17 protein-coding genes are annotated in these 25695 nt (G+C 73.3%); 12 read left to right on the top strand and 5 right to left on the bottom strand.

The genetic code is table 11. The features are described from left to right. Nucleotides 1–48: 48 nt before the first annotated feature. The 3 genes from ACIP9H_RS19350 (at nt 49) to ACIP9H_RS19340 (ending at nt 3266) form a co-directional block, all read left to right on the top strand. The gene (locus ACIP9H_RS19350; RefSeq protein WP_401587251.1) at nt 49–1065 is read left to right on the top strand and encodes an alcohol dehydrogenase catalytic domain-containing protein; all 1017 of its coding nucleotides are present in this window, start codon (nt 49–51) and stop codon (nt 1063–1065) included. Nucleotides 1066–1202: 137 nt separating this feature from the next. After that, nucleotides 1203–2147, top strand: a complete 945-nt coding sequence (locus ACIP9H_RS19345; protein WP_401587248.1) for a hypothetical protein — start codon at nt 1203–1205, stop codon at nt 2145–2147. A 351-nt stretch (nt 2148–2498) separates the two neighbouring features. After that, nucleotides 2499–3266, top strand: a complete 768-nt coding sequence (locus tag ACIP9H_RS19340) for an NPP1 family protein (protein WP_360903463.1) — start codon at nt 2499–2501, stop codon at nt 3264–3266. 70 nt (nt 3267–3336) lie between these two features. Here ACIP9H_RS19340 and ACIP9H_RS19335 read toward each other — a convergent pair whose 3' ends face one another. After that, nucleotides 3337–4194: an aldo/keto reductase gene (locus ACIP9H_RS19335; protein WP_401587245.1), complete on the bottom strand. Its 858-nt coding sequence runs from the start codon at nt 4192–4194 to the stop codon at nt 3337–3339. A 171-nt stretch (nt 4195–4365) separates the two neighbouring features. On the opposite strand from ACIP9H_RS19335, the gene ACIP9H_RS19330 reads away from it, so the two are divergent. Then, nucleotides 4366–5241 carry a LysR family transcriptional regulator gene (locus ACIP9H_RS19330; protein ID WP_401587242.1) on the top strand — a complete coding sequence of 292 codons (876 nt, stop codon included), beginning with the start codon at nt 4366–4368 and terminating at the stop codon, nt 5239–5241. 37 nt (nt 5242–5278) lie between these two features. Next, nucleotides 5279–5665 carry a TraR/DksA family transcriptional regulator gene (locus ACIP9H_RS19325; RefSeq protein WP_401959895.1) on the top strand — a complete coding sequence of 129 codons (387 nt, stop codon included), beginning with the start codon at nt 5279–5281 and terminating at the stop codon, nt 5663–5665. 141 nt (nt 5666–5806) lie between these two features. Here the strand turns inward: ACIP9H_RS19325 and tkt are convergent, their stop codons facing one another. Further along, on the bottom strand, nt 5807–8029 hold the full coding sequence (gene tkt, locus ACIP9H_RS19320) for a transketolase (protein ID WP_401959893.1): 2223 nt from the start codon (nt 8027–8029) through the stop codon (nt 5807–5809). A 220-nt stretch (nt 8030–8249) separates the two neighbouring features. Between tkt and ACIP9H_RS19315 the strand changes: the two genes are divergently transcribed. The 4 genes from ACIP9H_RS19315 to ACIP9H_RS19300 all read left to right on the top strand — a co-directional run bounded on the left by ACIP9H_RS19315 (nt 8250) and on the right by ACIP9H_RS19300 (nt 17472). Next, complete coding sequence (locus ACIP9H_RS19315) at nt 8250–10742, top strand: ABC transporter (RefSeq protein WP_401959892.1); 2493 nt, start codon at nt 8250–8252, stop codon at nt 10740–10742. A 106-nt stretch (nt 10743–10848) separates the two neighbouring features. Then, nucleotides 10849–12585: a ubiquinone-dependent pyruvate dehydrogenase gene (gene poxB, locus ACIP9H_RS19310; protein WP_401959890.1), complete on the top strand. Its 1737-nt coding sequence runs from the start codon at nt 10849–10851 to the stop codon at nt 12583–12585. Between the two features lie 567 nt (nt 12586–13152). Then, nucleotides 13153–13536 (top strand): VOC family protein, encoded by a 384-nt coding sequence (locus ACIP9H_RS19305; RefSeq protein ID WP_401587228.1) that lies wholly within the window; start codon nt 13153–13155, stop codon nt 13534–13536. Between the two features lie 243 nt (nt 13537–13779). Then, nucleotides 13780–17472 carry a S8 family serine peptidase gene (locus tag ACIP9H_RS19300; protein ID WP_401959889.1) on the top strand — a complete coding sequence of 1231 codons (3693 nt, stop codon included), beginning with the start codon at nt 13780–13782 and terminating at the stop codon, nt 17470–17472. Nucleotides 17473–17625: 153 nt separating this feature from the next. Here ACIP9H_RS19300 and ACIP9H_RS19295 read toward each other — a convergent pair whose 3' ends face one another. Both ACIP9H_RS19295 and ACIP9H_RS19290 read right to left on the bottom strand, forming a co-directional pair. Next, nucleotides 17626–18552 (bottom strand): ADP-ribosylglycohydrolase family protein, encoded by a 927-nt coding sequence (locus ACIP9H_RS19295; RefSeq protein WP_401587223.1) that lies wholly within the window; start codon nt 18550–18552, stop codon nt 17626–17628. Nucleotides 18553–18698: 146 nt separating this feature from the next. Continuing rightward, nucleotides 18699–21941 (bottom strand): family 78 glycoside hydrolase catalytic domain, encoded by a 3243-nt coding sequence (locus ACIP9H_RS19290; RefSeq protein ID WP_401959887.1) that lies wholly within the window; start codon nt 21939–21941, stop codon nt 18699–18701. Nucleotides 21942–22264: 323 nt separating this feature from the next. On the opposite strand from ACIP9H_RS19290, the gene ACIP9H_RS19285 reads away from it, so the two are divergent. Beyond that, the gene (locus ACIP9H_RS19285) at nt 22265–22693 is read left to right on the top strand and encodes a MerR family DNA-binding transcriptional regulator (protein ID WP_401587218.1); all 429 of its coding nucleotides are present in this window, start codon (nt 22265–22267) and stop codon (nt 22691–22693) included. A gap of 49 nt (nt 22694–22742) precedes the next feature. After that, entirely contained in the window at nt 22743–23498 is a 756-nt protein-coding gene (locus tag ACIP9H_RS19280) for an SDR family NAD(P)-dependent oxidoreductase (RefSeq protein ID WP_401587215.1), read from the top strand. 94 nt (nt 23499–23592) lie between these two features. On the opposite strand, the gene ACIP9H_RS19275 is transcribed toward ACIP9H_RS19280, so the two are convergent. Next, entirely contained in the window at nt 23593–24363 is a 771-nt protein-coding gene (locus ACIP9H_RS19275) for a hypothetical protein (RefSeq protein ID WP_401959884.1), read from the bottom strand. A gap of 711 nt (nt 24364–25074) precedes the next feature. On the opposite strand from ACIP9H_RS19275, the gene ACIP9H_RS19270 reads away from it, so the two are divergent. Further along, complete coding sequence (locus ACIP9H_RS19270; protein WP_401587210.1) at nt 25075–25578, top strand: hypothetical protein; 504 nt, start codon at nt 25075–25077, stop codon at nt 25576–25578. The last annotated feature ends 117 nt before the right edge of the window (nt 25579–25695 follow it).

The following is a 25695-nucleotide window of genomic DNA, read 5'->3' as shown; positions in this document are numbered from 1 at the left end:
GCGGGGCCGCACGAGGCTCCGCCCCCTCCCCCACCTCTAAGGAAGAACATGTCCGTGTATCGAGCCGTCCAGGTGTCCGGATCCGGCGACTTCGCCTTCGTCGAGCGGGAGTTGGCCGAACCGCTGCCCGGGCAGGTGCGCCTGCGCGTGGAGGCCTGCGGTGTCTGCCACTCCGACAACCTCGCCGTCGCGGGGATGCGGCCCGATCCCTCGGCGCCGATCGTGCCCGGCCACGAGATCGCCGGCGTGATCGATGAGGTCGGTGCCGGTGTCACCGCCTGGCAGCCCGGCGACCGGGTCGGCGTCGGCTTCCTCAGCGGCCCCTGCCACACGTGCGACTCCTGCCGCCGGGGCGACTTCGTCAACTGCGCCGCCCAGCCGACGACCGGCACGTCGATCGACGGCGGCTACGCCGAGGTCGCGTACGTGCGGGCGAGCGGTCTCGTGCGCATCCCGGACGGCCTGTCCTCGATCGACGCCGCCCCGCTGCTGTGCGCCGGCCTGACCGTCTTCAAGGCGCTCCAGCAGACCGGCGCCCGGCCCGGCGAACTGGTCGCGGTCCAGGGCATCGGCGGCCTCGGCCACCTCGGCGTGCAGTACGCGCGCAGCCTCGGCTACCGCGTCGCCGCCATCGCCCGCGGCCCGGAGAAGGCCCCGCTCGCGGCCGAACTCGGCGCGGAGCACTACATCGACAGCCTCACCACGGACCCGGCCCAGGCCCTCCAGGCCCTGGGCGGAGCGGCCGCGGTCATCGCCACGGCGTCCGACAGCGCGTCCATGGGCCCGCTGGTCCGCGGGCTGGCGCCGCGCGGCCGCATGATCGTCGTGGGCGCGGGCGGCGAGCCCGTTCCGGTCGACCCGATCGCGATGATCTTCGGTACCCGGTCCGTCACCGGCAGCCTGACCGGCTCGCCCATCGAGAACGAGGACAACCTGCGCTTCGCCCTGCGCCAGGAGATCCGGTCGATGAACGAGGTCATGCCCCTGTCGGAGGCACCGAAGGCCTTCGCCCACATGATGTCGGGCCGCGCCCGCTTCCGCGTCGTCCTGGACACCCGCGGCTGACGGACGCGCGCGGCGCCGCCGCCCGGCCCGTCAACCGGGCGGCGGTGCGCGGCGGCCCACCGGATGCGGGGGCCGGGCGCCGCGATGATCCTGGACGTGGATTTCTTCGCACTCCACGCGGACAAGGACGGGTCCTCATGAAGGTCGGCGTCGTCGGGGCGGGTTCCGTGGGAGCCGCCACCGCGCTCTGCCTGGTCGAGCGGGGCGGCATGTGCCGCGAGATCGTCCTGGTCGACCGCGACACGCAGCGGGCCGACGGAGTCGCGGCCGACCTGCGCTACGCCGCCCCGCTCTCCCCCACCGTGCGGGTGCGCGCGGGCGGTTACGCGGAGCTCGCCGGCGCCGCCCTCGTGGCGATCACGGCGGGCGTCAACGAGCGCGGCGGGGGTGCGACCGACCGCTCGGACCCGGAGGGGCGGCTGCGCCTGCTGGACACCAACACCAAGGTCTTCGCCGACGTGGTGCCCCAGGTCGTGGCCGCGGCGCCGGAGGCGGTGCTCATGGTCGTCACCGACCCGCCGGAACCCCTCGCCGAGGTCACGCGGCGGATCGCCGGGCACGACCGCGTCTTCTCCACCGGCACGCTCATCGACAGCCTCCGCTTCCGCGTCCATCTCGCCGACGCCCTGCGGGTGAGGGCGGCCGACGTGCAGGCGACGGTCGTCGGCGAGCACGGCACCTCGGAAGTGCTGCTGTGGTCCTCGGCCACCGCCGGCGGGATCCCCGTCGCGGAGATGCTGCGCCGGGCCGGGACCTCGGTGGCGGACGCACGCGCGCGGATCGAGGACGCCATCAGGTACGCGAACATCGCCATCATCGAGGGAACGGGCGCCAGCCAGTACGGCATCGGCGCGGTCTCCGCACGCCTCGTCGAGGCGGTGCTGCGCGACGAGGGCGCGGTCCTGCCCGTCGCCGCGCATTCCGCCGCGTACGGGACGACGCTCTCGCTCGCGGCGGTGGTGGGTGCCGAGGGGGTGCGCGAGGTGTTCGAGCCCGCGATGGACGAGCAGGAGCGCGAGGGGCTGATCCTCAGCGCCGCCGTCCTCCGCAAGGCCGCCGACCGGGCGCTCTGCCTGCTCTGACCTCCGCCGCGCCGCGGCCGTGACGCGCGGTCCGTGCCGCACCGCCCTGTCCGCCCGACCGCCGCACGCCCCTGAGGGCGCCGGCCGGGAGCACGTCCTTGAACCCGGCACACCCCCCGGGGCGGACGCCCCGCCGCCGGCCGGACTCCCCTCCTGCCGAGGGGCCCTGGGCCCCGCGCAGTCCGGCGTGCCGAACAACTCCCCAGCTCACGCGGCCGTCCCCGCTATTGGCTGACCCTTCATCACGGTGACACCTGGCAACGCTCGACGCGTCAACACGGTTCGACAAAGCTGATCCGGGCATGTCAATCAGGCCGCGCTCCCCCCGCCGCGGCCGATCAGGAGGACGCAGTGAAGAACAGCCCCCGGATCCGCAGAGTCTCCGTCGTCTTCGGCGGCGCCGCCGCGCTGGTGCTCGCCCTGCCGGGCGTGGCGTTCGCCGCCCCGCCGCCCGCCCTCCCCGCCAACGCGGACAGCTTCGAGCAGAGCTTCGAGCCCGCCTTCGACTACGACACCGACGGCTGCTACTCCTCGCCCGCCATCGGCCGCGACGGCACGATCAACCCGGGCCTGAACCCGACCGGCGCCCTCAACGGCAACTGCCGTGACGCCTCGGACCTCGACAACACCAACGGCTACTCGCGCTACAAGTGCAACAACGGCTGGTGCGCGATCATCTACGGTCTCTACTTCGAGAAGGACCAGGCCATCCCGGGCATCAGCCTCGGCGGCCACCGCAACGACTGGGAGCACGTCGTCGTCTGGACCCAGGACAACCAGGCGAAGTACGTGGCCACTTCCGCGCACGGCAACTTCAATGTCTACAGCGCCGACCAGGTCCGCTGGGACGGTACCCACCCCAAGGTCGTCTACCACAAGGACGGCATCGGCACCCACTGCTTCCGGCTGGCCAACACCAACGACGAGCCGCCGGAGAACCACTACCACACCTGGCAGTACCCGACCCTCGTCGGCTGGAACGGCTACCCGGCCGGTCTGCGCGACAAGCTCAGCGCGTACGACTTCGGCAGCGCCGTCTTCGGCCTGAAGGACGGCAACTTCAACGCCCACCTGGCCAAGGCCATGCCGGCCGGGATCCCGTTCAACCCCAACGCCTGATGACGACCGCCGGGGACGGGAGGGCGCTCACGCCGACCGCCGTCCCGTCCCTGGCCCCTTCCGGGTGGGGTCACATCACGTCGAGCGCGGCGAACTCCTCGGCCGTCAGGGTGAGTTCCGCGGCCGCCACCGAGTCGCGGATGGTCTCCGGCCGGCTGGACCCCGGGATCGGGACGACGATCGGGGACTTGGCGAGCATCCAGGCCAGGCACACACGCTGCGGGCTGACGCCGTGCGTCTTGGCGACCTGCGCGAACCGCGCGTAGGCGGAGCCCAGTTCACGGGCCTGCGAGATGCCCCCGAGCGGGCTCCACGGCAGGAACGCGATGCCGAGCTCGTCGCACAGGCGCAGTTCCGGCTCGCTGGAGCGGAACGCCGGGGAGAACTGGTTCTGCACCGAGACCAGGCGTCCGCCGAGGATCTCGTTCGCCAGCCGGATCTGCTCCGGGTTCGCGTTGGAGATGCCGGCCATGCGGATCTTGCCCTCGTCGAGCAGGTCGCGCACCGCGCCGACGGAGTCGGCGTAGTCCACCGTCGGGTCGGGGCGGTGGAACTGGTACAGCCCGATCGCCTCGACGCCCAGGCGGCGCAGGGAGTCCTCGCACGCCTGCTTGATGTGCGCGGGCGAGCCGTTCACCGTCCAGCTGCCGTCACCGGGGCGCAGGTGACCGCCCTTGGTGGCGACCAGGACATCGGAGCCGCGCTCGTGCGAGGCGAGGGCCTTGGCGATGAGCGACTCGTTGTGGCCGACCTCGTCGGCGTGCAGGTGGTAGGCGTCCGCGGTGTCGATCAGCGTCACACCGGCGTCGAGCGCCGCGTGGATGGTGTCGATGGACCGTGCCTCGTCCGGCCGCCCCTCGATCGACATGGGCATCCCGCCCAGGCCGATGACGCTGACCTCGATGTCACCGATGCGGCGAGTCTGCATGTGTCCGAGACCTCTCTCGACGTGCGTCCCGGCCGGGGTGCCCGGCTGGCCGTGCCGGCTCGACCGGAGGTGTTCCGCGGCCGGGCCGGCACGCCTCACAGCCTGACCGCATCCCGGCCCACACGTCCAACAGGAGAAAGCGAACACATTCAGGAGTTACGCTTCTGAATCATGGAGCTACGGCATCTGGAGCACTTCGTCGCGGTCGCGGAGGAACATCACTTCACCCGCGCCGCCGAACGGCTGATGATCTCCCAGTCGGGCCTGTCCGCGTCGGTGCGCGCCCTGGAGCAGGAATTGGGCGCGCCGCTGTTCGTACGCAGCACCCGCAGTGTGGAACTCACCGCCGCCGGTGAGGCGCTGCTGGCCGAGGCCTCCCGCGCCCTGTCCAGCGTGCGCGCCGCCAAGGAGGCGGTGGACGCCGTACAGGGCCTGATGCGGGGCGTTCTCACGATCGGCACGGAGCAGTGCGTCGCGGGAGTGGACCTGCCCGCGCTGCTCGCCCGCTTCCGCTCCCGGCACCCGGGAGTGGAGATCCGGCTGCGGCAGGCCGGGTCCGCGGCGCTCGTCCAGGACATCACCGCGGGCCGGCTCGACGTGGCCTTCACCGCGCTGTGCGGGGAGGCCCCCGAGGGCGTCCGCTTCCAGCCGCTGACGCGCGCCCCGATGGTGGTGCTCTGCCACCCGGACCACCCGCTCGCCGGTGCGGGCAAGGTGGACTGGGACGAGCTGGGCGGCGAGGTGTTCGTGGACTTCCAGCCCGACTGGGGAGCGCGCGGACTGAGCGACCGGGCGTTCGCGGCCAACCTCGTGCACCGCCGGGTCGCCCTGGAGGTCAACGACGTCCACAGCCTGATCGACCTGGTGCACCACGGGCTCGGCATCGCCGTCGTGCCGCTGCCGATCGCCCGCAAGGAACACGCGGCGGGCCTGTGCACCCTCGACCTGGTGGGCGCCGAGGACCACCAGTGGGAGGTCTCGGCCGCCCTGCCCAAGGAGGACCGGGTCAGCCCGGCCGCCCGCACCCTGCTGTCCTACCTGCACTGATCCCCCGCCTGGTCCGGGGACGAGGACGGAGCCACCCATGGTCTCTCCCGAAGCACGACGGGGTCACGGCCCGCGGGCCGTGACCGCCAAGGACCGGCGACTCGCCCGCGAGGCGCTCACCGCCGCGGCCGGCGCCGCACGCGCCGGTCTCGCGGATGCCGAACGCGACCACGCGGCGCTCGCCGACGACTGCGTCCTGGACGCGGCCGACGAGGCCGAGCGCACGACCCGGTCCCAGGGGATCGCCGAACGCGCGGAGCACGCCCGCGAGGAACTGCGCCTCGCCGACGAGGCGCTGGGCCAGCTCGACAGCGGCGACTACGGGACCTGCGCCTCCTGCGGACGGCCCATCGACCGCGAACGCGTCCTGGCCCTGCCCCTCGTCCGGCACTGCATCGACTGCGCCACGGCCGCGCGGCGCTGATGCGCGCGGGCCGAGGCGCGTACGACACGCCGTCCTCACCAGCGCCGACGTAGGCTGGCAGAGCCCGCCCGGCCGGTGTGCGGCCTTCGGACCGCATGACGGCGCCGGCTGGGCGAGCTCGGACCCCGGAACCGGGGCCGGTCAGCCGCGGTCGGCGGTTCCGCCCCCGGACGGGGCGGAGGTGTGCTGCACGCCGCCGGGACGCGGGGGGCGCCCGGTGTCCTCGACGCTCCGCCGCGCGGCCTCCGCGACGGCCTCGCCCGTGATCCCGAACTCCTGGTAGATCCGCCGGTAGTCGGCCGAGGCCCCGAAGTGCTCCAGGCTCACGATGCGTCCGGCGTCGCCCACCACCTCGCGCCAGCCCTGGCCGACCGCGGCTTCGACACTCACCCGCGCCCGCACCGCCGGCGGCAGCACCTCGTCCTGGTACGCCCGGTCCTGGGCGGCGAACCACTCCCGGCACGGCATCGACACCACCCGTACGGTGCGGCCCTCCGCGGTGAGCAGGCCGCACGCCTCCAGGGCGATCTGGACCTCGGAACCGGTGGCCACCAGGATGACGTCCGGCTCCGGCCCCGGTCCCCGGTCGGCCAGCACATAACCGCCCCTGGCCGCCTCGCCGGCGGGGACGAACCCCGCACCGGGGCCGCGGTCCAGGACCGGGAGGTTCTGCCGCGTGAGGATCAGGGCCGCCGGCCGGTCCTTGTGCTCCAGGACGGTACGCCAGCACACCGCGGTCTCGTTGGCGTCGGCGGGCCGCACCACGTCGAGACCCGGGATGGCGCGCAGCGCGGCCAGGTGCTCGACGGGCTGGTGCGTGGGGCCGTCCTCGCCCAGGCCGATGGAGTCGTGGGTCCACACGTAGATCGTGGGCAGCTTCATCAGGGCGGCCAGGCGCACGGCCGGGCGCATGTAGTCGCTGAAGGTCAGGAAGGTGCCGCCGTAGGCGCGGGTGAGGCTCTGCAGGGTGATGCCGTTGAGGATCGAGCCCATGGCGTGCTCGCGGATGCCGAAGTGCAGGGTGCGGCCGTACGGTCCGCCCTTCCACATGGCGGTCTGGTGCTCCGCCGGCACGAACGACGGCTCGCCCTCCATCGTGGTGTTGTTGCTCCCGGCGAGGTCGGCGGAACCGCCCCACAGCTCGGGCAGCACCCCGGCGAGCGCGGTGAGGACCTTCCCCGACGCCTTGCGGGTGGCCATGCCCTTCTCGTCGGCCGGGAACTCCGGGATCGCGTCCGCCCATCCCTTCGGGAACTCGTCGGCCAGCAGCCTGCGCAGCAGGCGGTCGTTGTCCGGGTGGGCCGCGCGCCAGGCGTCGAAGCCCTCCTGCCAGCGCTCGTGCTCCTGCCGGCCGCGCCCGCCGACCGCGCGGGCGCGCTCCAGGACGGCGTCCTCGACCACGAAGTCGCGGCCGGGGTCGAAGCCCAGGACCTTCTTCGTGGCCGCGACCTCCTCGTCGCCCAGGGCCGAGCCGTGGGCCTTGCCCGAGTTCTGCTTGGTCGGCGCGGGCCAGCCGATGACGGTGCGCAGCACGATCAGCGACGGGCGGCCGGTCTCCCGCTGCGCGGCGCCGACGGCCGCGAGGACCGCGTCGACGTCCTCGACGTACGCGCCGGTGCGGGTCCAGTCGACGGTCTGCACGTGCCAGCCGTACGCGGCGTAGCGGGCGGCCACGTCCTCGCTGAAGGAGACGTTGGTGTCGTCCTCGATGGAGATCCGGTTGGAGTCGTAGAACACCACGAGGTTGCCGAGCTGCTGATGGCCGGCGAGCGAACTCGCCTCGGAGGTGACGCCCTCCATGATGTCGCCGTCCGAGGCGATCACGTACACGTGGTGGTCGAACGGGCTGCTGCCGGGGGCCGCGTCCGGGTCCAGCAGCCCGCGCTCGCGGCGGGCGCCCATCGCCATGCCGACGGCACTGGCCAGGCCCTGGCCCAGCGGGCCCGTGGTGATCTCCACGCCCCGGGTGTGCCGGTACTCGGGGTGGCCCGGCGTCACCGAGCCCCAGGTCCGGTAGGCCTCAAGGTCGGAGAGCTCGAGCCCGTACCCGGACAGGTACAGCTGGATGTAGAGCGTCAGGCTGGAGTGCCCGCACGACAGCACGAACCGGTCCCGGCCGAGCCACTGGTCGTCGGCCGGGTCGTGGCGCATGACGCGCTGGAAGAGCAGGTAGGCCAGCGGGGCCAGGCTCATGGCCGTGCCCGGATGGCCGTTGCCCACCTTCTGCACGGCGTCCGCGGCGAGCACCCGGATGGTGTCGACCGCGCGCACGTCCGTCGCGTCCCACCCCGCCTCCGCCGCCACCGGGGTCGGCAGGTCCCGGTCCCGCTCGAAGACCGTTCCCTCGGACTGCCGGCTGGTCATACCACCACTCCCTCGCTCACTGACGGACCCGCGCGGGCGGCGCCGCACACCACCGCCGCCTCCTGGACGACGCGTACCCCCGCGTCGGGGCCGAAACGTCGGCCCCCTCCATATGACGTGAGGATGCGGCCTCGCGCGACCGCGCGCGCGGGTCTGCGGGCCGGAGGCCGCGGGCGCACACTGAGGGGGCGCGAGCAGCCGGACGAGACCCCGGAGGGGCATGGACAGCACGGCCCACGACCCGTACATCCGTGTGCGCGGCGCCCGTGAGCACAACCTGCGGAACGTCGACGTGGACATCCCGCGCGACGTCCTGGCCGTCTTCACCGGGGTCTCCGGTTCCGGCAAGTCCTCGCTCGCCTTCGGCACCGTCTACGCCGAGGCGCAGCGCCGCTACTTCGAGTCGGTCGCCCCGTACGCCCGGCGGCTGATCCACCAGGTCGGCGCCCCGGCCGTCGACGAGATCCTGGGGCTGCCGCCGGCCGTCGCGCTGGAGCAGCGGCGGGGCTCCGCGACCTCGCGTTCGTCCGTCGGCACCGTGACCACGTTGTCGAACACGCTGCGGATGCTCTTCTCCCGCGCGGGCCGCTATCCCGAGGGCGCGCCGCGGGTGGACTCGGACGCCTTCTCCCCCAACACCGCGGTGGGCGCCTGTCCGGTCTGCCACGGCCTGGGCCGCGTGCACCGGGCCACCGAGGAACTGATGGTGCCGGACCCGTCGCTGAGCATCCGGGAGGGCGCCGTCGCCGCCTGGCCGGGCGCCTGGCACGGCAAGAACCTGCTGGACGTGACGCGCACCCTGGGCCACGACGTCGACCGTCCGTGGCGCGACCTGCCGCGTGCGGACCGGGACTGGATCCTGTTCACCGACGAGCAGCCCGTGGTGACGGTGCACCCGGTGCGCGAGGCGGGCCGGATCCAGCGCCCCTACCAGGGCACCTTCCAAAGTGCCCGGCGGTATGTGATGCACACGTTCGCCGACTCCAGGAGCCAGACGCTGCGCGCCCGCGCGGAACGCTTCCTGGAGAGCTCGCTCTGCCCGGCCTGCGGCGGCAGCCGGCTGCGCCCCGAGTCGCTGGCCGTCACCTTCGGCGGACGGACCATCGCCGAGCTCAACTCCTTGCCGCTGGCGGGCCTCGCCGAGGTGCTGCGGCCGGCGGCGCGGGGCCGCGTGGACGACCCTCCCGAAGGCCCCGAGCGGCAGATCGCCACGACCCTGTCCGCGGATCTGGTGGCCCGCGTGGAGGTGATCACCGAACTCGGCCTCGGCTACCTGAGCCTGGACCGGACGACCCCGACGCTGTCCCCCGGCGAGCTCCAACGGCTGCGGCTCGCCACGCAGTTGAGGTCGGGTCTGTTCGGCGTCGTGTACGTTCTGGACGAGCCGTCGGCCGGCCTGCACCCGGTGGACACCGAGGCGCTGCTGACGGTGCTGGTGCGGCTGCGCGAGGCCGGGAACACCGTCTACGTCGTCGAGCACGACATGGACGTGGTGCGCCGCGCCGACTGGATCGTCGACGTCGGCCCGCTGGCAGGCGAGCACGGCGGCCGCGTCCTGCACAGCGGGCCGGTGGACGCCCTGGCGTCCGTCGAGGAGTCCGCCACCCGCCGCTTCCTGTTCGCGTCCGGGCCCGACGCCGCGGCCGGGCGCACCCCGCGCGAGCCGGCGGCGTGGCTGCGTCTGGACGGCGTCACCCGGCACAATCTGCGCGGTCTGGACGTCGCGCTGCCCCTCGGGGTGTTCACGGCGATCACGGGTGTGTCGGGGTCGGGCAAGTCGACGCTGGTCGGCGTCCTCGGCGCGGTCCTGGCCGAGCACGTGGGGCCGGACGGAACCGGCACCGCTGACCCGGTCGGCGACGACAGCGGGGCGGACGGCGGCTCCGCCGCTGCCCCGGCCGGCGTCACCGCCCACGGTGCGGAGGCCGTGGACCGCCTGGTGCAGGTCGACCAGAAGCCGATCGGCCGCACTCCGCGCTCCAACCTGGCAACCTACACAGGGCTGTTCGACGCCGTGCGCAAGCTCTTCGCCGCCACCGGGGACGCGCGGCGGCGCGGCTGGAAGGCGGGCCGCTTCTCGTTCAACGTCGCTGGAGGACGCTGCGAGACCTGCCAGGGCGAGGGCTTCGTCGCCGTGGAACTGCTCTTCCTGCCCGGCACGTACGCGCCCTGCCCGGTCTGCCACGGGGACCGCTACAACGAGGAGACGCTGGAGGTCCGCTACCGGGAGCGGAACGTCGCCGAGGTCCTGGGCATGACCGTCGACACGGCGGCCGAGTTCTTCGCCGACGTCCCCCCGGTGGCGCGCAGCCTGCGCACCCTGCGCGAGGTGGGCCTCGGCTACCTGCGGCTGGGGCAGCCGGCGACAGAGCTGTCGGGCGGCGAGGCGCAGCGCATCAAGCTGGCCTCGGAGTTGCAGCGCGGCCGCCGCGGGCACACCGTCTACCTGCTGGACGAGCCCACGACGGGGCTGCACCCGGCCGATGTGGAGCTGCTGATGCGGCAGTTGCACGGACTCGTGGACGCGGGCCACTCCGTGTTCGTGGTCGAGCACGAGATGGGCGTGGTCGCCGGCGCCGACTGGGTGGTCGACCTGGGCCCCGGCGGCGGTGACGCGGGCGGCCGGGTCGTCGCCGCCGGACGGCCCGCGGAGGTGGCCCGGGCGCCCGGGAGCCGGACGGCGGAGTACCTGGCGCGCCGGCTCACGGGCTGATGCGCGCGGCGCCGTGTCGCATACCGTCGGTCAGTACGACATGACACACAATGTCCCGGTATCCCGCGGGCGACCCCGACGTCCGCCGACCCCTTGGAGGACCGGCATGGGTACCACCGTCGCGGACGTCATGGTCGCCGCCCTCGCGGCCTCCGGAGTGCGGCGCGTCTACGGCCTGCCGGGGGACTCCCTCAACGGCTTCACCGACGCCCTGCGCCGCAACGGCTCCGTGGCATGGGCCCACGTACGGCACGAGGAGGCCGCCGCCTTCGCCGCCGCCGGCGAGGCGGGCGTCACCGGCCGGCTCGCGGTGGCGGTCGGCAGCTGCGGCCCGGGCAATCTGCACCTGATCAACGGCCTGTTCGACGCGCAGCGCAGCCGCGTCCCCGTACTGGCGATCGCCGCGCAGATCCCGCGCGCCGAGATCGGCGGCGGGTACTTCCAGGAGACCCATCCGCAGGACCTGTTCCGCGAGTGCAGCGTCTACTGCGAGATGGCGTCCACGCCGGAGCAGGTGCCCCGGCTGCTGCGCATCGCGATGCGCACCGCGCTGGAGCGCGAGGGAGTCGCGGTCCTCGTCGTCCCCGGTGAGCTCTTCCTCGCCGACGGCTCCCTGCCCGGCACCCCGCGCCCGGTGATCGGCACGCACTCGCACGTACGGCCCGGCGACGCGGCCCTGGCGCGCGCCGCCGACGTGCTCAACGCGGCGGAGCGGCCCGCGATCCTGGGCGGCGCCGGCTGCCGCGACGCCCACGACGAGGCGGTCGCGCTGGCCGACGCCCTCAAGGCGCCCATGGTGCACTCGCTGCGCGGCAAGGACTGCCTCGAGTACGACAACCCCTACAACGTCGGCCTGACCGGCCTCATCGGCTACAGCTCCGGCTACCGCGCGATGGAGCACTGCGACGCGCTGCTCATGCTCGGCACCGACTTCCCGTACCGGCAGTTCTACCCGGGCGCCGACGTGCCGGTCGTCCAGGTCGACGTGCGCGGGGAGAACATCGGGCGGCGCACCCAGGTGGACGTGCCCCTCGTCGGCACCGTCAAGGACACCGCCGCGGCCCTGCTGCCGCTGCTCCGGCCCAGGAGCGACCGGTCCTTCGCGGACCGGATGGCCGGCCACTACCGCGACGTCCGCGCCCACCTGGGCCATCTCGCCGAGGGCGGCTCGTCGGACGAGCCCATGCACCCGCAGCACGTCGCGGCCGCCGTCGACCGGATCGCGGGCCCGGACGCCGTCTTCACGGCGGACGTCGGCACCCCCACGGTCTGGGCGGCCCGCTACCTGACGATGAACGGGCGGCGCCGCCTCATCGGCTCCTTCAACCACGGCTCCATGGCCAACGCCCTCCCGCACGCGATCGGCATCCAGGCGTCCCACCCCGGCCGGCAGGTCGTCGCCTTCTGCGGCGACGGCGGTCTGACGATGCTCCTCGGCGAGCTGATCACGCTGCGCCAACTGGACCTGCCGGTGAAGGCCGTCGTCTTCAACAACAGCGCGCTGGCCTTCGTGGAGCTGGAGATGAAAGCCGCGGGCATCGTCAACTACGGCACCGGGCTCGCCGACGCCGACCTCGCCGGAATCGCCCGCGCGGCAGGCCTGTTCGGTGCCCGCGTCGACCGCGCCGACCAGCTCGGCGAGGCCCTGGCGGAGGCGTTCGCGCACGACGGACCGGCCGTGGTCGACGCGCGGACGGCCCGTCACGAGCTGTCCATGCCGCCCAAGATCACCCTCGAACAGCTCAAGGGGTTCACGCTCTTCGCCACCCGCACGATCCTGTCGGGCCGCGCCGACGAGATCGTGGAGCTGGCCAGGACGAACCTGCGCGAGCTGCGGGGCTAGCCCTCCCGCCCTCCCACCCGTGTGCCCCATGAAGTCAGGGCGCCCCGACGCAAGTTGTAGGGGGGCCGGGTCCGGGGCCTCCGGGGCTGCCATTCTGGACAGCACATTTAGGTGCCTCAGGGACCCTCGGCTGCGTGCCCCGGGTTGTGCACCCAAATATGCTCCAGTGTCCAGAACGCCACCCCTCCGACCCCGCCCCCTCCGTCTCGTCATGCGCCTGATCCCCGGTGGGTGGATAGGGACGGCACCGCGCTCGGGCACCCGTAGGCGCAGCGCTGTCCAAGTGCGCAGCCGTCACCGCCAACAGCACCCCCACCGGCCGTAAGCCGCCCCGACAACCCCGGGAGGGGGTGTGGCGGGGTGCCCCCGCAGGCGACGAGCGGCGACCGCGGCGCCCGATGGACAGGCGTAACCCGCGAGCGCCGAGGAGGTACCCCGGCGCGGCACCGACCCCACGGCAAACGGGCGGGGCCCGCACTTGCCGCGCCGGGCAGGGCACTCGGGCGGGAGGGCGGGGAAAAAGCCCAGGGCGTCAGGCGCGTGCACGGGCCCCGGATAGGCTCAGGCATGCGATCTCGTACGGGCGGCATGTGGTGGGGGACGACGGTCGAGGCGCCGGACCCCGGCGCTCTGGCGCGGTTCTACGCGGCTCTCCTCGATTGGCACCTCGGGCACGAGGAGCCGGGGACCGCCGTCGTGGCCGCCTCACCGCAGGGACCGTTCCTCGTGTTCCAGCCGGCGGAGGGCTACCGGGCGCCGGTGTGGCCGCCGGCCGGCGGCGATCAGCGCCCGATGATGCACTTCGACTTCCAAGTGGGCGACCTGGACTCGGCGGTGGCCGACGCGGTCGCCCTGGGGGCCACCGTCGCGGAGTTCCAGCCGCAGGAGCACGTCCGGGTGCTGTTCGACCCGGCCGGCCACCCTTTCTGCCTGTGCCGCGACGACGCCTAGCTCGGGCCGACACCCTGGGGCCACCGTCTCCGCACGGTGACGGTTCGTCAAATGTCGTCTCTTCCAGCAGGGTTCCGCGGGCGTAAACCTGTTCGACGCCGTCGCGTGGGTGGGAAAGATCACCCCTCAAGGGCTGCCCCTTACTCCGGGTTTTCGCGCCAGGATGCGGTGCCTCCCCACCCGGGCGGTCTCGACATGCCGGCGGGGCTACCGGCCCCCTGGAAGAACCGCAAGGAACGCCCCTTGAGATCATCACCGAGACGCTGGAGCGTGCTCGCCGTCGCCGGCGCCGCCGTTCTGTCGCTGGCACACCCCGCCACCGCGTCCCCCGACACCCCCGATTCCCCCGCCGCCCCGGCACAGAGCAATGTGCCGCCCGGCTCCCATTCCGTCACGCTGATCACCGGCGACGTGGTGACGACCCGTCAGTCGTCCGGCAAGGGCGGCACGGTCGACGTGCGCGCCGCCGCGGGCGGCCCCGCCGAGGCGCACGTCATGGAGTCCGGTGGCGACCTGTACGTCTTCCCCGAGGCCGCGTTGCCCTATGTGGCGGCCGGCACGCTCGACCGGCGCTTGTTCAACATCAGCGACCTGGTCGCCGACGGGTACGACGACGCGCACCGCGACCGGCTGCCGCTGATCGTCTCGTACACCGGCTCCGTCGCCGGCCTGCGCGCCACCGCGCCCGCCGGCGCGACCCGCGTCCGGGACCTGAGCAGCGTGCAGGGCGCCGCCCTGACCGAGGACCGCGACCGCTCGGCCGACTTCTGGCGGGCCGTCACCGCGGCACCGGCGGACGTGGCGAGGAAGACGGCCGGGAGCGGCGCGCCGGCCTTCGGCGCGGGCATCGCCCGTATCTGGCTCGACGGCGTGGTGAAGGCGGACCTCGCCGACACCACCGCCCAGATCGGCGCGCCCAGTGCGTGGGCCGACGGCGACACCGGACAGGGCGTGGACGTCGCCGTCCTGGACACCGGCATCGACTCCGGGCACCCCGACTTCGGCGGGCGCATAGCCGCCACTGACAGCTTCGTCCCCGGCGAGGACGTCACCGACCGCAACGGCCACGGCACGCACGTCGCCTCCACCATCGCCGGCACCGGAGCGGCCTCCGGCGGCAAGGAGCGCGGCGTCGCCCCCGGCGCCTCGCTCCACATCGGCAAGGTGCTGTCCGACACCGGTCAGGGCCAGGACTCCTGGCTGCTGGCCGGCATGGAGTGGGCTGCGGTCGACCAGCACGCCAAGATCGTCAGCATGAGCCTGGGCAGCCAGGCCCCGTCGGACGGCACGGACCCCGTGAGCCAGGCGGTGAACCGCCTGAGCGCCGAGACCGGCACGCTGTTCGTCATCGCCGCCGGCAACTCCGGTGCGCCCGACACGGTCAGCGCGCCCGGCGCGGCGGACGCCGCGCTGACCGTCGGCGCCGTGGACTCCTCCGACGACCTGGCGTGGTTCTCCAGCCAGGGCCCGCGGGTCGGCGACGGCGGCCTCAAGCCGGAGATCACCGCCCCCGGTGTGGACGTGCTCGCGGCGCGCTCGCAGTACGCCGCCGAGGGCGAGGGCAGCTACCAGACCCTCAGCGGGACCTCGATGGCCACCCCGCACGTCGCGGGCGCCGCGGCCCTGCTCGCCGCCGCCCGGCCCGGGCTGACCGGCGCGCAGCTGAAGGACCTCCTGGTCAGCAGCTCGAAGCAGACCCCGCAGTACGACGCCTTCCAGGCCGGCAGCGGCCGGGTCGACGTGCCCGCGGCGCTGCGCGCCGGCGTGTTCGCCTCGGCGACCGCCTTCGCGGGTGAGAGCGACGGCGCGGTGCAGCGCCCCGTGACGTACACCAACACCGGTGGTTCCGCGGTGACGCTCGGCCTCTCGGTGCAGGCCCCGAACGCCCCGGCGGGCCTGTTCGGGCTCTCCGCCCCGAAGGTCGTCGTCCCCGCGCACGGCACCGCCGCGGTGACGCTCACCATCGACGCCGCCAAGGCGACGGGCAGCGGCCACTGGACGGGTCAGATCCTGGCCACCGACGCCTCCGGGGCGGTCGCCGCGCACACCGCGGTGTCCCTCGGCGACGCGGCGCACAAGCTGACCGTGCTCCTCAAGGACGCCGACGGGAACCCCATGTCGGGTGTGGTCGAGCTGCTCAGGTCGGGTGAGTTCGGCCCCGAGTTCTGGATCGTCGACGAGTCCGGCGTGCTGGAGACGTACCTGCCCGACGACGTGTACTCCGTGCTGTCGTTCAAGGCCGTGGAAGGCGTGCACGGTCCGCACTCGATGGGCATGGCGCTGCTGGGCGACCCCGAGGTCGTCATGGACCGCGACAGGACCGTGACGATGGACGCGCGCAAGCTCCGCCGGGTCGACATGACGACTCCGCGGTCGACCGAGACGACCTACCAGCGGCTGGAGTACAACCGGTCGATGGGCGGCGGCACCTGGCGCGACTACATGGAGACCCAGACCAGCTACGACAGCCTCTGGGCCCAGCCGACCACCCATGACGTCAAGCACGGCGACTTCTGGCTCGGCGCCCGCTGGCGCAAGGAGCAGCCGGTGCTCGCCGTCTCGACCCCCAGCGGCGCCTTCACCGACGTCCTGCGGCAGGACGCGGTCACCCCGCTGGCCGAGGGCCACTACCGGTTCCCGCTGGTCTCCGCGGGTGACGGCGCGGCCGCCGACTGGGCGCGGATCGACGCGCGCGGCAAGGCCGTGGTCGTCCGCCGCAACGACGCCGTGGGCGACGCCGAGCAGGCGACCGCCGCGGTCGCGGCCGGTGCGAAGCTGCTGCTCGTCGTCAACAACGAACCCGGCCGCCAGATCCGCAGTTACGGCCCCGACTGGCAGACGGCCGCCGGCCTCGACGTCGCGCTGCTCAGCACGGACGAGGGCGAGCGGCTGCTGCGGCAGGCCACCGCTCGCGGAGCCGTGCTCACGGTGGACTCCCAGCCCAACAGCCCCTACGTGTACGACCTGATGTGGACGTGGCACAACCGCGTCCCCTCCGACCTGGTCGTCGAGGGTTCCTCGAAGAACCTGGCCCGCGTCGACGTCGCGTTCGACAGCCCCGACCCGTCCCTGGGCGGCGGCGAATGGCGCTACGACTGGCCCGTGTACTCGAACTGGGGCATCGGCCTGACGATGCGGGAGGACATGGACAGCGACCGCGTGGACTGGGTCTCCACCGGCGGCGGCAACTCCTGGGGCCAGGAGGCGTACGTCGACGGCCTGATCTACGAGATCGAGCCGCGCACCACCTACCGGCCCGGCAGCACCCAGGCGCAGGAGTGGTTCAAGCCCGTCGAGCGGCCGCACCTGAACGACAACTACAAGCTGCCCACCCGCAGCGGGAGCCGGCTCAACCTGGACGTTCCCGCGTGGGGCGGCTCCGACCACGTCGGCATGTCGATGGACTACGACCGCATGCGGCAGTCCCTCACCCTCTACCAGGGCAGCACACGACTGGCGGTGGGCTCGTACACCACGGTCGCGGCCGACGCGCCCGGCACCGGCCGCCTGCCGTACCGCCTGGTGCTGGACGGCAGCCGGGACGCCTCGGTGAGCCCGTACTCCACCGGCACGCACACCGAGTGGGGCTTCACCTCCTCGGCACCGGCAGGGGACGGCTCGGCGGTCCTGCCGCTGATCCAGCTCGACTACGGGGTCGACACCGACGCGGCGGGCCGGGCCGGCCGCCACGCCGAGGTCGCGGTCTCGGCCGCGCACCTGCCGGGTGCGGCGGGCGCGGGCACCATCGCCCCGGTCACCGTGGAGTTCTCCTACGACGACGGGCGCACCTGGCGGAAGGCCGACTGCGCGCACGACGGCCGCTTCGCGGTGGCACCGCCGAAGCACGCCGGCTTCGTCTCGCTGCGGGCCACCGCCCGCGACTCGGCCGGGAACACCGTCACCCAGTCGGTGATCCGCGCCTTCGGTCTGCGCTGACGGCCCCGCCCGTACGGGCGTCGGTACGACAAGTCGCCTGTAATCAGACGCACTTGGCCGACGCCCGTACGGCGGTGCCCCCCGAGCGGTACCGTGACCGCGGGTCGGCAGATACGCGCTCCCCCGTCCGTATCTGCCGGCCCGCCTCGCGTGCTACGGGCGGACGGCCGCCGGGGAGACCCAGCGGCTCCAGGCGGGGATGTCCTCCCGGGCCTCGATCCATCCGGCCGGGAGACCCGAGGTCCCGGTGCGGGCCGCGACGACGCCGCCGGCGATGGCGCACGTGGTGTCGCGGTCGCCCCATCCGGCGACCGTCTGCCACAGCGCCTCCGGCAGGTCGTCCAGATGCCCCGCCGCGGACCACAGCGCGAACGGCACCGTGTCCGGGCCCGACATCTGCATCCCCGAGCCCAGGACGGACGCCGCGTGGCGCACCGATGTGTGCCCGGGGAAGCGCGCGGCGACCAGCAGGCCGGAGCGCACGTCACTGTCGGGCAGGTGCGAGGCGACCTCCCGAAGGAACTCGTCCCGCGGCGGGGCGTCCTGGCCGTCCCCCGCCGCCGCCAGTGCGGCGGCCACCGCCACGGCCTCGGCACCCGCGACCGCCTCCGGGTGGGCGTGCGTGGTCAGCGCCGACAGCCGGGCCTGCCGGGCGGCCTCCGCCGGGTCGTCCCGGAACCACGCGCCGAGCGGGGCGACCCGCATCGCCGCGCCGTTGCCGTAGGAGCCCTGCCCGTCGAACTGCCCCGTGGTGACGGCCCTGAAGTCCTCGCCGTCGCCGATCCGACGCAGCACCGCGTGCATCGACCCGCCGTACTTGCGCGCCGGATCCCGCTCGTACTCGGCCGCGAGCTCCCGCGCCAGGTCGTCCGGGCGGACCTCGCCGTGCGCCGTCAGGTGCGCGAACAGCACGAAGGCGGTGGCGGAGTCGTCCGTCCACAGCCACGGCGCCGGGCGCGTTTCCCGGGCGGCCCACTGCTCCTCGGGAGACTCGTCGGAGCGCGTGAACCAGCTGTCGCCGAAGGCGTCGCCCATCACCAGACCGTCCAGACTGGCGCGGGCGTGCCACGTACCGCTCATCACAAGAACCTTTCGAACGACTGCCGGAATCGGCATTGTCGCCGCAGGTCCCCCGCGAACGCGAACGGATTCCCGCAGGCCGGGGCCGGTGCGGCGCCCCGCGCGGCGCACGCCGTACGGGGCACCCCACCGGGCGGCATCCGCGCCTACCCGGTGACGCGGAACTCGTGGCTCCCCGCCCCCACCGTGTAGTGGGCGTAGCCACCGCTGCGTTCACCTGCCACGGCTCCCGCGGGCGGGTGGACCCGCTGCCGTCCGATCACCGGTACGAGGACGTCTGCGGTCGACCCCACCGGCACCTCGACGCGCAGGGTGAAGCGATCGTGCGCCCGGGTCCACGACGAGGCGATCCGGCCGAGCGGCGACTGGACGTGGGCAGAGGCGTGGGTCAGGCCGCCGACGGTGTGGGGGCGGATCGTCACCTTCGTGTAGCCGGGCGCCGCGGGTTCGATGCCGGCGACGTCCTGGTAGAGCCAGTCGTCGACCGTGCCCATGAAGGCGTGGTCGTGCGAGCGCGAGTTCGCGTTCCACTCCTCCCACATGGTCGTGGCGCCCAGCCCCTCGAACCAGTAACCCCAGCCGGGGTAGGTGGGGTTGGTGGCCACCGTGTATGCCAGGTCGGCGTGCCCGGCGTCGGTCAGGACGGGCAGGAGCACCTTGGTGCCGAGGGCACCGGTGTCCAGGTGGTCGCCGCGCGCGTGGATGTCCTCGACGAGGTGGTCGGTCACGGTGCGGCGGTACTCCTCGGGCACCAGGCCGAAGCTCAGCGGCAGCAGGTTCGCCGTCTGCCGGTACCCCGCGGCCCTGTTGTCGTAGTAGACCCCCGCGTCCTGGTCGTAGAAGGCCGCGTTGAAGGTGTCCTTGACCTGCGCGGCGAAGGCGCCGAAGTGCCGTGCGTCGGCGTCGTGGCCGAGCGCCCGCGCCATCGTGGAGAGCCGCGTCGCGGTGAGGTAGAGGTACGCGGTCCCGGACAGCCGGGTCCCCTCCGGTGCGCCCGCGCCCTCCGGGGAGAGCCAGTCGCCGTAGCTGAAGCCGGTGTAGATGCCGCCGGTGCCGGCGATGTCGTGCTCGTAGTGCTCCAGCCACGCCTTCATGGCGCCGTAGTTGTCGGCGACCGCCTTCGTGTCGCCGTAGTACCAGTACAGGTCCCATGTGCCGAGGACGAGGCTGGCCGACCAGATGGGGTCCTTCACCTGCTTGCCGGACTCGGTGGTGGGGACGGTGGGGCCGATCGAACCGTCGGCGTTCTGGTCCTCGCGGTGCGAGCGCATCCAGTTCTCGTAGAAGTTCCGCATGTCGAAGTTGGCGATCGCCGAGTCGGCGTACAGGAAGCCGTCGGCCGTGTAGGGCCGCTTCTCGTACATGGGCGTGTCGGTCGGGATCGAGTGCAGGTTGTTGAGGATCGTGTCGGCCTGGGCGTCCTGGTAGCGGTTGAGCAGATCGCTGGAGCTGGTGAAGTCACCGGTGGACGCCACCGCCGTGTGGACCCGCATGCCGTCGACCGACCGCAGGGTGACCCCGTCGGGGACGACAATCTGGGCATAGCGGAATCCGGCATAGCTGTAGCTGGGCTGGTACTGCTCCACCCCGTCGCCCTTGAGGGTGTACGTGTACCTCTGCAGGGCCATGCCGAAGGCGCCGGTGTTGTCGACGGTGCCGTCCGCGCGCAGCTTCTCGCCGTAGGTGACGGTCACCGTCGCTCCGGCGGGTCCCTGCACCCCGATCCGCGCCCAGCCGGCAGTGGGGCTGCCGTAGTCGTAGACGTGGGTGCCGGCGGCCGGCGTCGTGGTGTGCACGGCCGCGATGCGGTCGGTCACCTCGACGGGCGGAAAACTCTCCGAGCGGAGCGTCCCCGTGGGGCCGTCGACCTTCAGCGCGGGACGCCAGGTGCCGTCCTCGAAGCCCGGGCGGTCCCAACCGGGCTGCTCCGCACGGGCGTCGTAGGTCTCCCCGAACCACAGGGACTGGTTGGTCGTCGGCCCGTCCGCCACCTTCCACCCGTCGCCGCTGAGCACCTGCCGGTGCGTTCCGTCGGTGTAGGTGATGTCGAGCTCCAGCTTGAGCTTGGGCTCGCCCCACCAGGACGACGCCTTCCACTCGTCCGGGTCGGTCATCGCGTAGAAGCCTCGGCCGAGGCTGACCCCGATGGCGTTTCCGCCGGTGCGCAGCGCGTCCGTGACGTCGTACGTCGAGTACAGGACGGTCTTGTCGTACACCGTGAACCCGGGCTCGAGTTCCCGGTCGCCGACGCGACGGCCGTTCAGGTAGAGCTTGTTGTACCCCAGGCCCGCGATGTGGACCCGTGCCGACGCGACGGGCCGGTCCGCGGTGAACTCCTCGCGCAGCAGCGTCTCGGGCGGCGGCGGGGCCGACACCGACCGGCCCCAGGGGCCCGCACCGTAGGCGGCGGCCGCCAGGGCGGACGGCCATGCCGCGTCGTCGTACCCGGGCTGCTCCCAGCCGTCCGGCGCGGAGCCGGAGGCTTTCCAGGCGCTGTCGGTGACGATGTCGGCGGGGGCTCCCGCCCCCTGGAAGTGCAGGCTCCCGAGCACGCCCGCGGGCCCGGGGGCGGTGTTCGCCGCCTCGACCGCCAGCACGTTGCGGCCCGCGCGCAGGTACGGCGCGATGTCGACGACGCCGGCCGTCCGCCAGGAGTCGGCGACGCGCGGCGAGGCGGTCACCTCGGTGCCGTTGACGTAGAGCGTGAAACGGTCGTCGGCGGTCAGCTGCATCTCCGCCGAACCGATCCGGGCATCGGCGGGCAGGTCGAAGCTGCGGCGCACGTAGCGCGTCCCGACGGGGGCCGAGTCGGCCGGATTGCCCTCGGGGTACCAGATCCACCGCGCGTCGTCGAGGCGCAGCGTGGGCGCCTCCGCGTGCGCCCCGATCCATGCCCCGCGGAAGTCGTCCGGGTCGACGAACGACGTCTCGAATCGGGCCTCGTCACTCCACGGCGAGACCTTTCCGGAGCCGTCCCAGACCCGGACACGCCAGTAGTAGCGCGCACGCGAGGCGAGGCCGGGGCCGCCGTACGTCACGTCGAAGGAGCGCGAGGAGCGCACGCGCCCGCTGTCCCAGACGTCCGCCCGGCCGCCGTGGGACGTCGACACCTCGATTTCGTAGGCCGCCTGCCCGGCGTCCGTGCGACCGGCCGCGCCGCGGCCCTCTGTCACCTGCCAGCTCAGCCGCGGCCGCGGGACGTCGATGCCCAGCGGCCGGACCTGGTGCTCGACTTCGAGCCCGCTCACCACGAGGGCCGCCCCGCCCGGGGTCCGGTCCTGCCGGAGACCGGGGACGGGCGCGCCCGCCGCGCCGGGCGTCGCACCCAGCCCCGAGACGGCCGCCACGAGCGACACCACCAGTCCGGCGGTGATCCTGCGCTTCCTCAACGCTTGCTCCCCTCGATGACGCACGGTTCGGCGCGCGGCGGTATGCGGCCGCACATGAAGAGTGAAACGTTTCATTCCGTTGGCATGCCCACTCAACCACAGGCGTCGGGAGACGGACAAGATGTCGCCACCCGGGTCCCGGCGCCGCGCGCGGCCCCGTGCCCGCTTGACCTTCACATTAATGGCAAGGTTTAGCGTCTTCTCCACGAACGGAAGGCGGACCGGACGGCCGGGCGATGGCTCACGGCCGCCTCCGGCGCGGACGGCAGCACCGCATCGACCGCGCCTTGGACGCACCCCGGATTGTCGAGAGAGGCGTCACCATGATGACCATCGGCGAGCTTGCCGACAAAACAGGGGTCACCCCGCGCATGCTCCGCTATTACGAACAGCAGGGGCTGCTCACTCCCTGGCGCGGCAGCAATGGGTACCGGCAGTACGGGAAAGCGGAATTGGCTCTCGTCCTGCATCTGCGCGAACTCATCGAGTCGGGACTTCCCACGCGCCTTGTACGTACCGTGCTGCCCTGGATCGGGCCTCAGGATCCGAAATCCCACGCCGCGTGCAGCGGGCTGGACACAGACGAGGTCACGGCCCTGCGGGAGCACATCGAGAACATCGACCGCCGCATCGAGGTGCTGTCCCGCAACCGCGCCGCCATCAGCGAGTACCTCCGTCTGATGAGCGTGGAACCGCACGGCCGCGGCCGGCACGGCAACCGACTTGACCTTGACACTAACGTCAATCCCTAGCGTCGGCCGAGTAGTGATATTCGGCTGAATCGCAACAGGAGACATTCTCATGCCCAAGGTTTTGTCAGGACAGACCGCGCTCGTGACCGGAGGATCGCGGGGCATCGGTGCCGAGATCGCCCGCGGACTGGCACGCGAAGGGGCCAGTGTCGCCATTACCTACCGGAATTCGCGCGAGCAGGCGGAAAAGGTGGTCGCGGAACTGGTCGCCATGGGCGCCAAGGCAATCGCCCTTCAGGCGGACCAGGCCGTTCCCCACGAGGCGTCGACCGCCGTCGAGCAGGCCGCCGAGTTCCTGGGCGGCCGGATCGACGTGCTGGTGAACTCCGCCGGGGTCGCCGTCATGGGCACGGTCGACCAACTGGACGTGGAGCTTCTCGACGGGGTCCAGCGGATGATGGCCACCAATGTGATGGGCACCGTGGTCACCACGCACTCCGCGACCCGCTTCCTGCCCGACGGCGGCCGCGTCATCCTGATCGGAAGCATCGTCGCCCACCGCATCCCCACGCCCGGCGTCGCCGAGTACGCGGCGAGCAAAGCGGCGATCGACCAGCTCGCCCGCGGATGGGCACGGGACCTCGGCCCGCGCGGCATCACCGTCAATGTCGTGCAGCCCGGGGCGACCGACACGGACATGAACCCGGCGGACGGCCCCTTCGCGGCGACCCAGGTGGCGATGACCCCCCTCGGCCGCTTCGGCACCACCGACGACGTCGCGAAGGCGGTCGTCTTCCTCGCGAGCGAGGACGCCGCGTTCATCACCGGTGCGCTGCTGACCGTCGACGGCGGATTCAGCATCTGAGCCGGGAGTCGCGCCCCTGACGCGCGGGGCCTCAGTGCCGGGACGACCTCACCGGCACCGGGGCCCCGCCGCGCGCGTCAGGCACGGCGCGGGACTACCACCAGAAGACGACGTACCCGTTGCCGCCGTTGGCACCGGACGGCGTGTCGCCACGGCCGTTTCCGCCCCCGCCCGCCCCCGGCGGTGCGGGCACGACGATGCCGTCGACCGCGGGGCCGCCCAGGCCGGGCCCGTCGCCGCCTTGCCCGCCACCGGCGCCCGTCCGGACCTCACCAGTGGCGCCGGCCGAACAGGAACCGACGCCGCCCGGCAGGCCGTTGGGCCCGGTTCCGCCCTGGCCGCCGGTGGCTGTCGCCGTCCCGCCGCCCACGGCGACCACGCTGGTGACCCCGCCGTCGGCCCCGTCGTCGCCGGTGCCACCGGCGCCGCCCGGCGCGATCGCCACGTTCACCTGCCCGCCCGGAACGACCGGCAGGACGCACCAGGCGAAGCCGCCGGCCCCGCCGCCCCCGCCGTTACCGGCCGGCGTCCCGCTCCCGCCGCCGCCGGCACCCCACACCTGGACGAAGACCCGGGTCAGCCCGCTGGGCACGATGAACTGAAAGACACCGGGCTCGGCGAAGGCCCGCAGGTCGTGCGGGACGCCGGCACCCGGAGGACCGGGAGGACCAGGGGGACCGGGAGGACCGGGAGGACCCGGCCGGCCCGGACGGACCGGGCAGTAGCGGGGCAGGTACGGGATGCCGGAGCACGGGTGGGCGGAACCGCCCGGGGCGGCGGACCGCGGGACGGCGGCGTGGCCGGCGTCCATGCCTTCCGCGTACGCCGCGCCCGTCGCGCCTGCGCACGCCAGGGCCACGCTCACAGCCACCGCTCCCACCCGTACACAGCCTCGGCGTCGCCGCGTGGACGCCGGAGGCGTTGCTATTCGAGACAACACGTCACCTCCAGAAAGGGGCTCGCGACCTGCGGCGGGGCGCCGCTTCGGGGACCTGTCACGGTCGGGGGCGAGCCTCAGCCACCATCACCCTGCGCGAGGGGACGCGCACATCCGGTGGCCGGTCCGGGTGATCGCCGACGACGCGGGGCCCGTGGCACGGGTCCCCCGTTCGGCCCAGACGGCGGGTGCCCCGTGATCGGCGCATCGGACGGGGGCGGCTCCGCCGTCGCCGGGTGCGCAGGCCCGTGCGAACCACCCGCGCGCGCTCATCGCCAGGTCACCGCCCGCGCCGCGCGCGCCCACCGAACCCCTCCCCGCATCACCCCCCGGAACAGTGACGGACGTCGCGCACCCGGCACCGCTCCAGGTCCGGGGCCGCCCCCCTCCCGGCGGTCACCGTCCGCGACGCACTGGGCCCGGAGCACGGCACCGGGCCCGCACGTGTCAGCCGGACGGCCGACAGCGGCGGGCGGTGCCTGGACCACCCGGGGGATCCGCGGGCATATGACGGTATGTCACAAGAAGCGGTTTTCATCCCGTAATGGTTTGCTGCCCATGGCGGCGGACCGGCCCTGACCCACGTCCGCTCCGCCGTCGCGATTTCCCTCTCCCACACATCTCCCAAGGAGGAGTTTGATGTCGGTCTACACCCCCCAGCAGTTCGGGCAGCAGCAGCCGTACGCCCAGCAGTTCGGCCAGCAGTCCTGGGGCCAGCAGCAGCCGTGGGCGGCGCAGCAGGGTCTGGGCCAGCAGGCCTGGGGCCAGCAGCACGGCGCGTTCCAGCAGTACGGCCAGTACGGCAACGGGCAGCAGGGTCAGCAGCAGCTGCCGCTCCTGGTGACGGAGGTGGCGCTGCGTTCCGCCGCCACCGCCGTGTCCGCGGTCGTCGAGCAGATGCGCATCGACCCGCAGATCGTGATGGGTATCCAGGCCCAGGGCCAGATCCCCCCGCACGCCTGGAGCGCCGTCGTGACCGAGTGCGCCCGCCGGGTCGCCCCGGTCGTGCACGCCGTTCTCGCGCAGAACTGCCAGGGCCAGCAGTACGGCCAGTTCGGCCAGGGCAACCAGGCCGTGTACGGCCAGCACCACTTCGGCCAGCCGCAGTACGGCTACGCGCAGATGTCCCCCATGGGCATCTGATCGGCTTCCCGGCCGGGGGGGGGGACCACGGTGTTGGGGCCCGGGCGGGGGGGGGAGCACGCCCGGGGGGGGCGGGGCCCCCCACGCGGCCGGCGGGGGGTGGGGGGGGGTGCGGGC

The organism is Streptomyces sp. NPDC088732, assembly GCF_044751205.1.
Taxonomy (GTDB): domain Bacteria; phylum Actinomycetota; class Actinomycetes; order Streptomycetales; family Streptomycetaceae; genus Actinacidiphila.
This window is presented reverse-complemented; position numbering and strand designations above follow the sequence as displayed.

Bases quoted from the DNA above. Each gene is read 5' to 3' on its own strand.
- ACIP9H_RS19350 (WP_401587251.1), top strand. From the start codon at position 49: ATGTCCGTGTATCGAGCCGTCCAGGTGTCCGGATCCGGCGACTTCGCC.
- ACIP9H_RS19345 (WP_401587248.1), top strand. From the start codon at position 1,203: ATGAAGGTCGGCGTCGTCGGGGCGGGTTCCGTGGGAGCCGCCACCGCG.
- ACIP9H_RS19335 (WP_401587245.1), bottom strand. From the start codon at position 4,194: ATGCAGACTCGCCGCATCGGTGACATCGAGGTCAGCGTCATCGGCCTG.
- ACIP9H_RS19330 (WP_401587242.1), top strand. From the start codon at position 4,366: ATGGAGCTACGGCATCTGGAGCACTTCGTCGCGGTCGCGGAGGAACAT.
- ACIP9H_RS19325 (WP_401959895.1), top strand. From the start codon at position 5,279: ATGGTCTCTCCCGAAGCACGACGGGGTCACGGCCCGCGGGCCGTGACC.
- tkt (WP_401959893.1), bottom strand. From the start codon at position 8,029: ATGACCAGCCGGCAGTCCGAGGGAACGGTCTTCGAGCGGGACCGGGAC.
- ACIP9H_RS19315 (WP_401959892.1), top strand. From the start codon at position 8,250: ATGGACAGCACGGCCCACGACCCGTACATCCGTGTGCGCGGCGCCCGT.
- poxB (WP_401959890.1), top strand. From the start codon at position 10,849: ATGGGTACCACCGTCGCGGACGTCATGGTCGCCGCCCTCGCGGCCTCC.
- ACIP9H_RS19305 (WP_401587228.1), top strand. From the start codon at position 13,153: ATGCGATCTCGTACGGGCGGCATGTGGTGGGGGACGACGGTCGAGGCG.
- ACIP9H_RS19295 (WP_401587223.1), bottom strand. From the start codon at position 18,552: ATGAGCGGTACGTGGCACGCCCGCGCCAGTCTGGACGGTCTGGTGATG.
- ACIP9H_RS19285 (WP_401587218.1), top strand. From the start codon at position 22,265: ATGATGACCATCGGCGAGCTTGCCGACAAAACAGGGGTCACCCCGCGC.
- ACIP9H_RS19280 (WP_401587215.1), top strand. From the start codon at position 22,743: ATGCCCAAGGTTTTGTCAGGACAGACCGCGCTCGTGACCGGAGGATCG.
- ACIP9H_RS19270 (WP_401587210.1), top strand. From the start codon at position 25,075: ATGTCGGTCTACACCCCCCAGCAGTTCGGGCAGCAGCAGCCGTACGCC.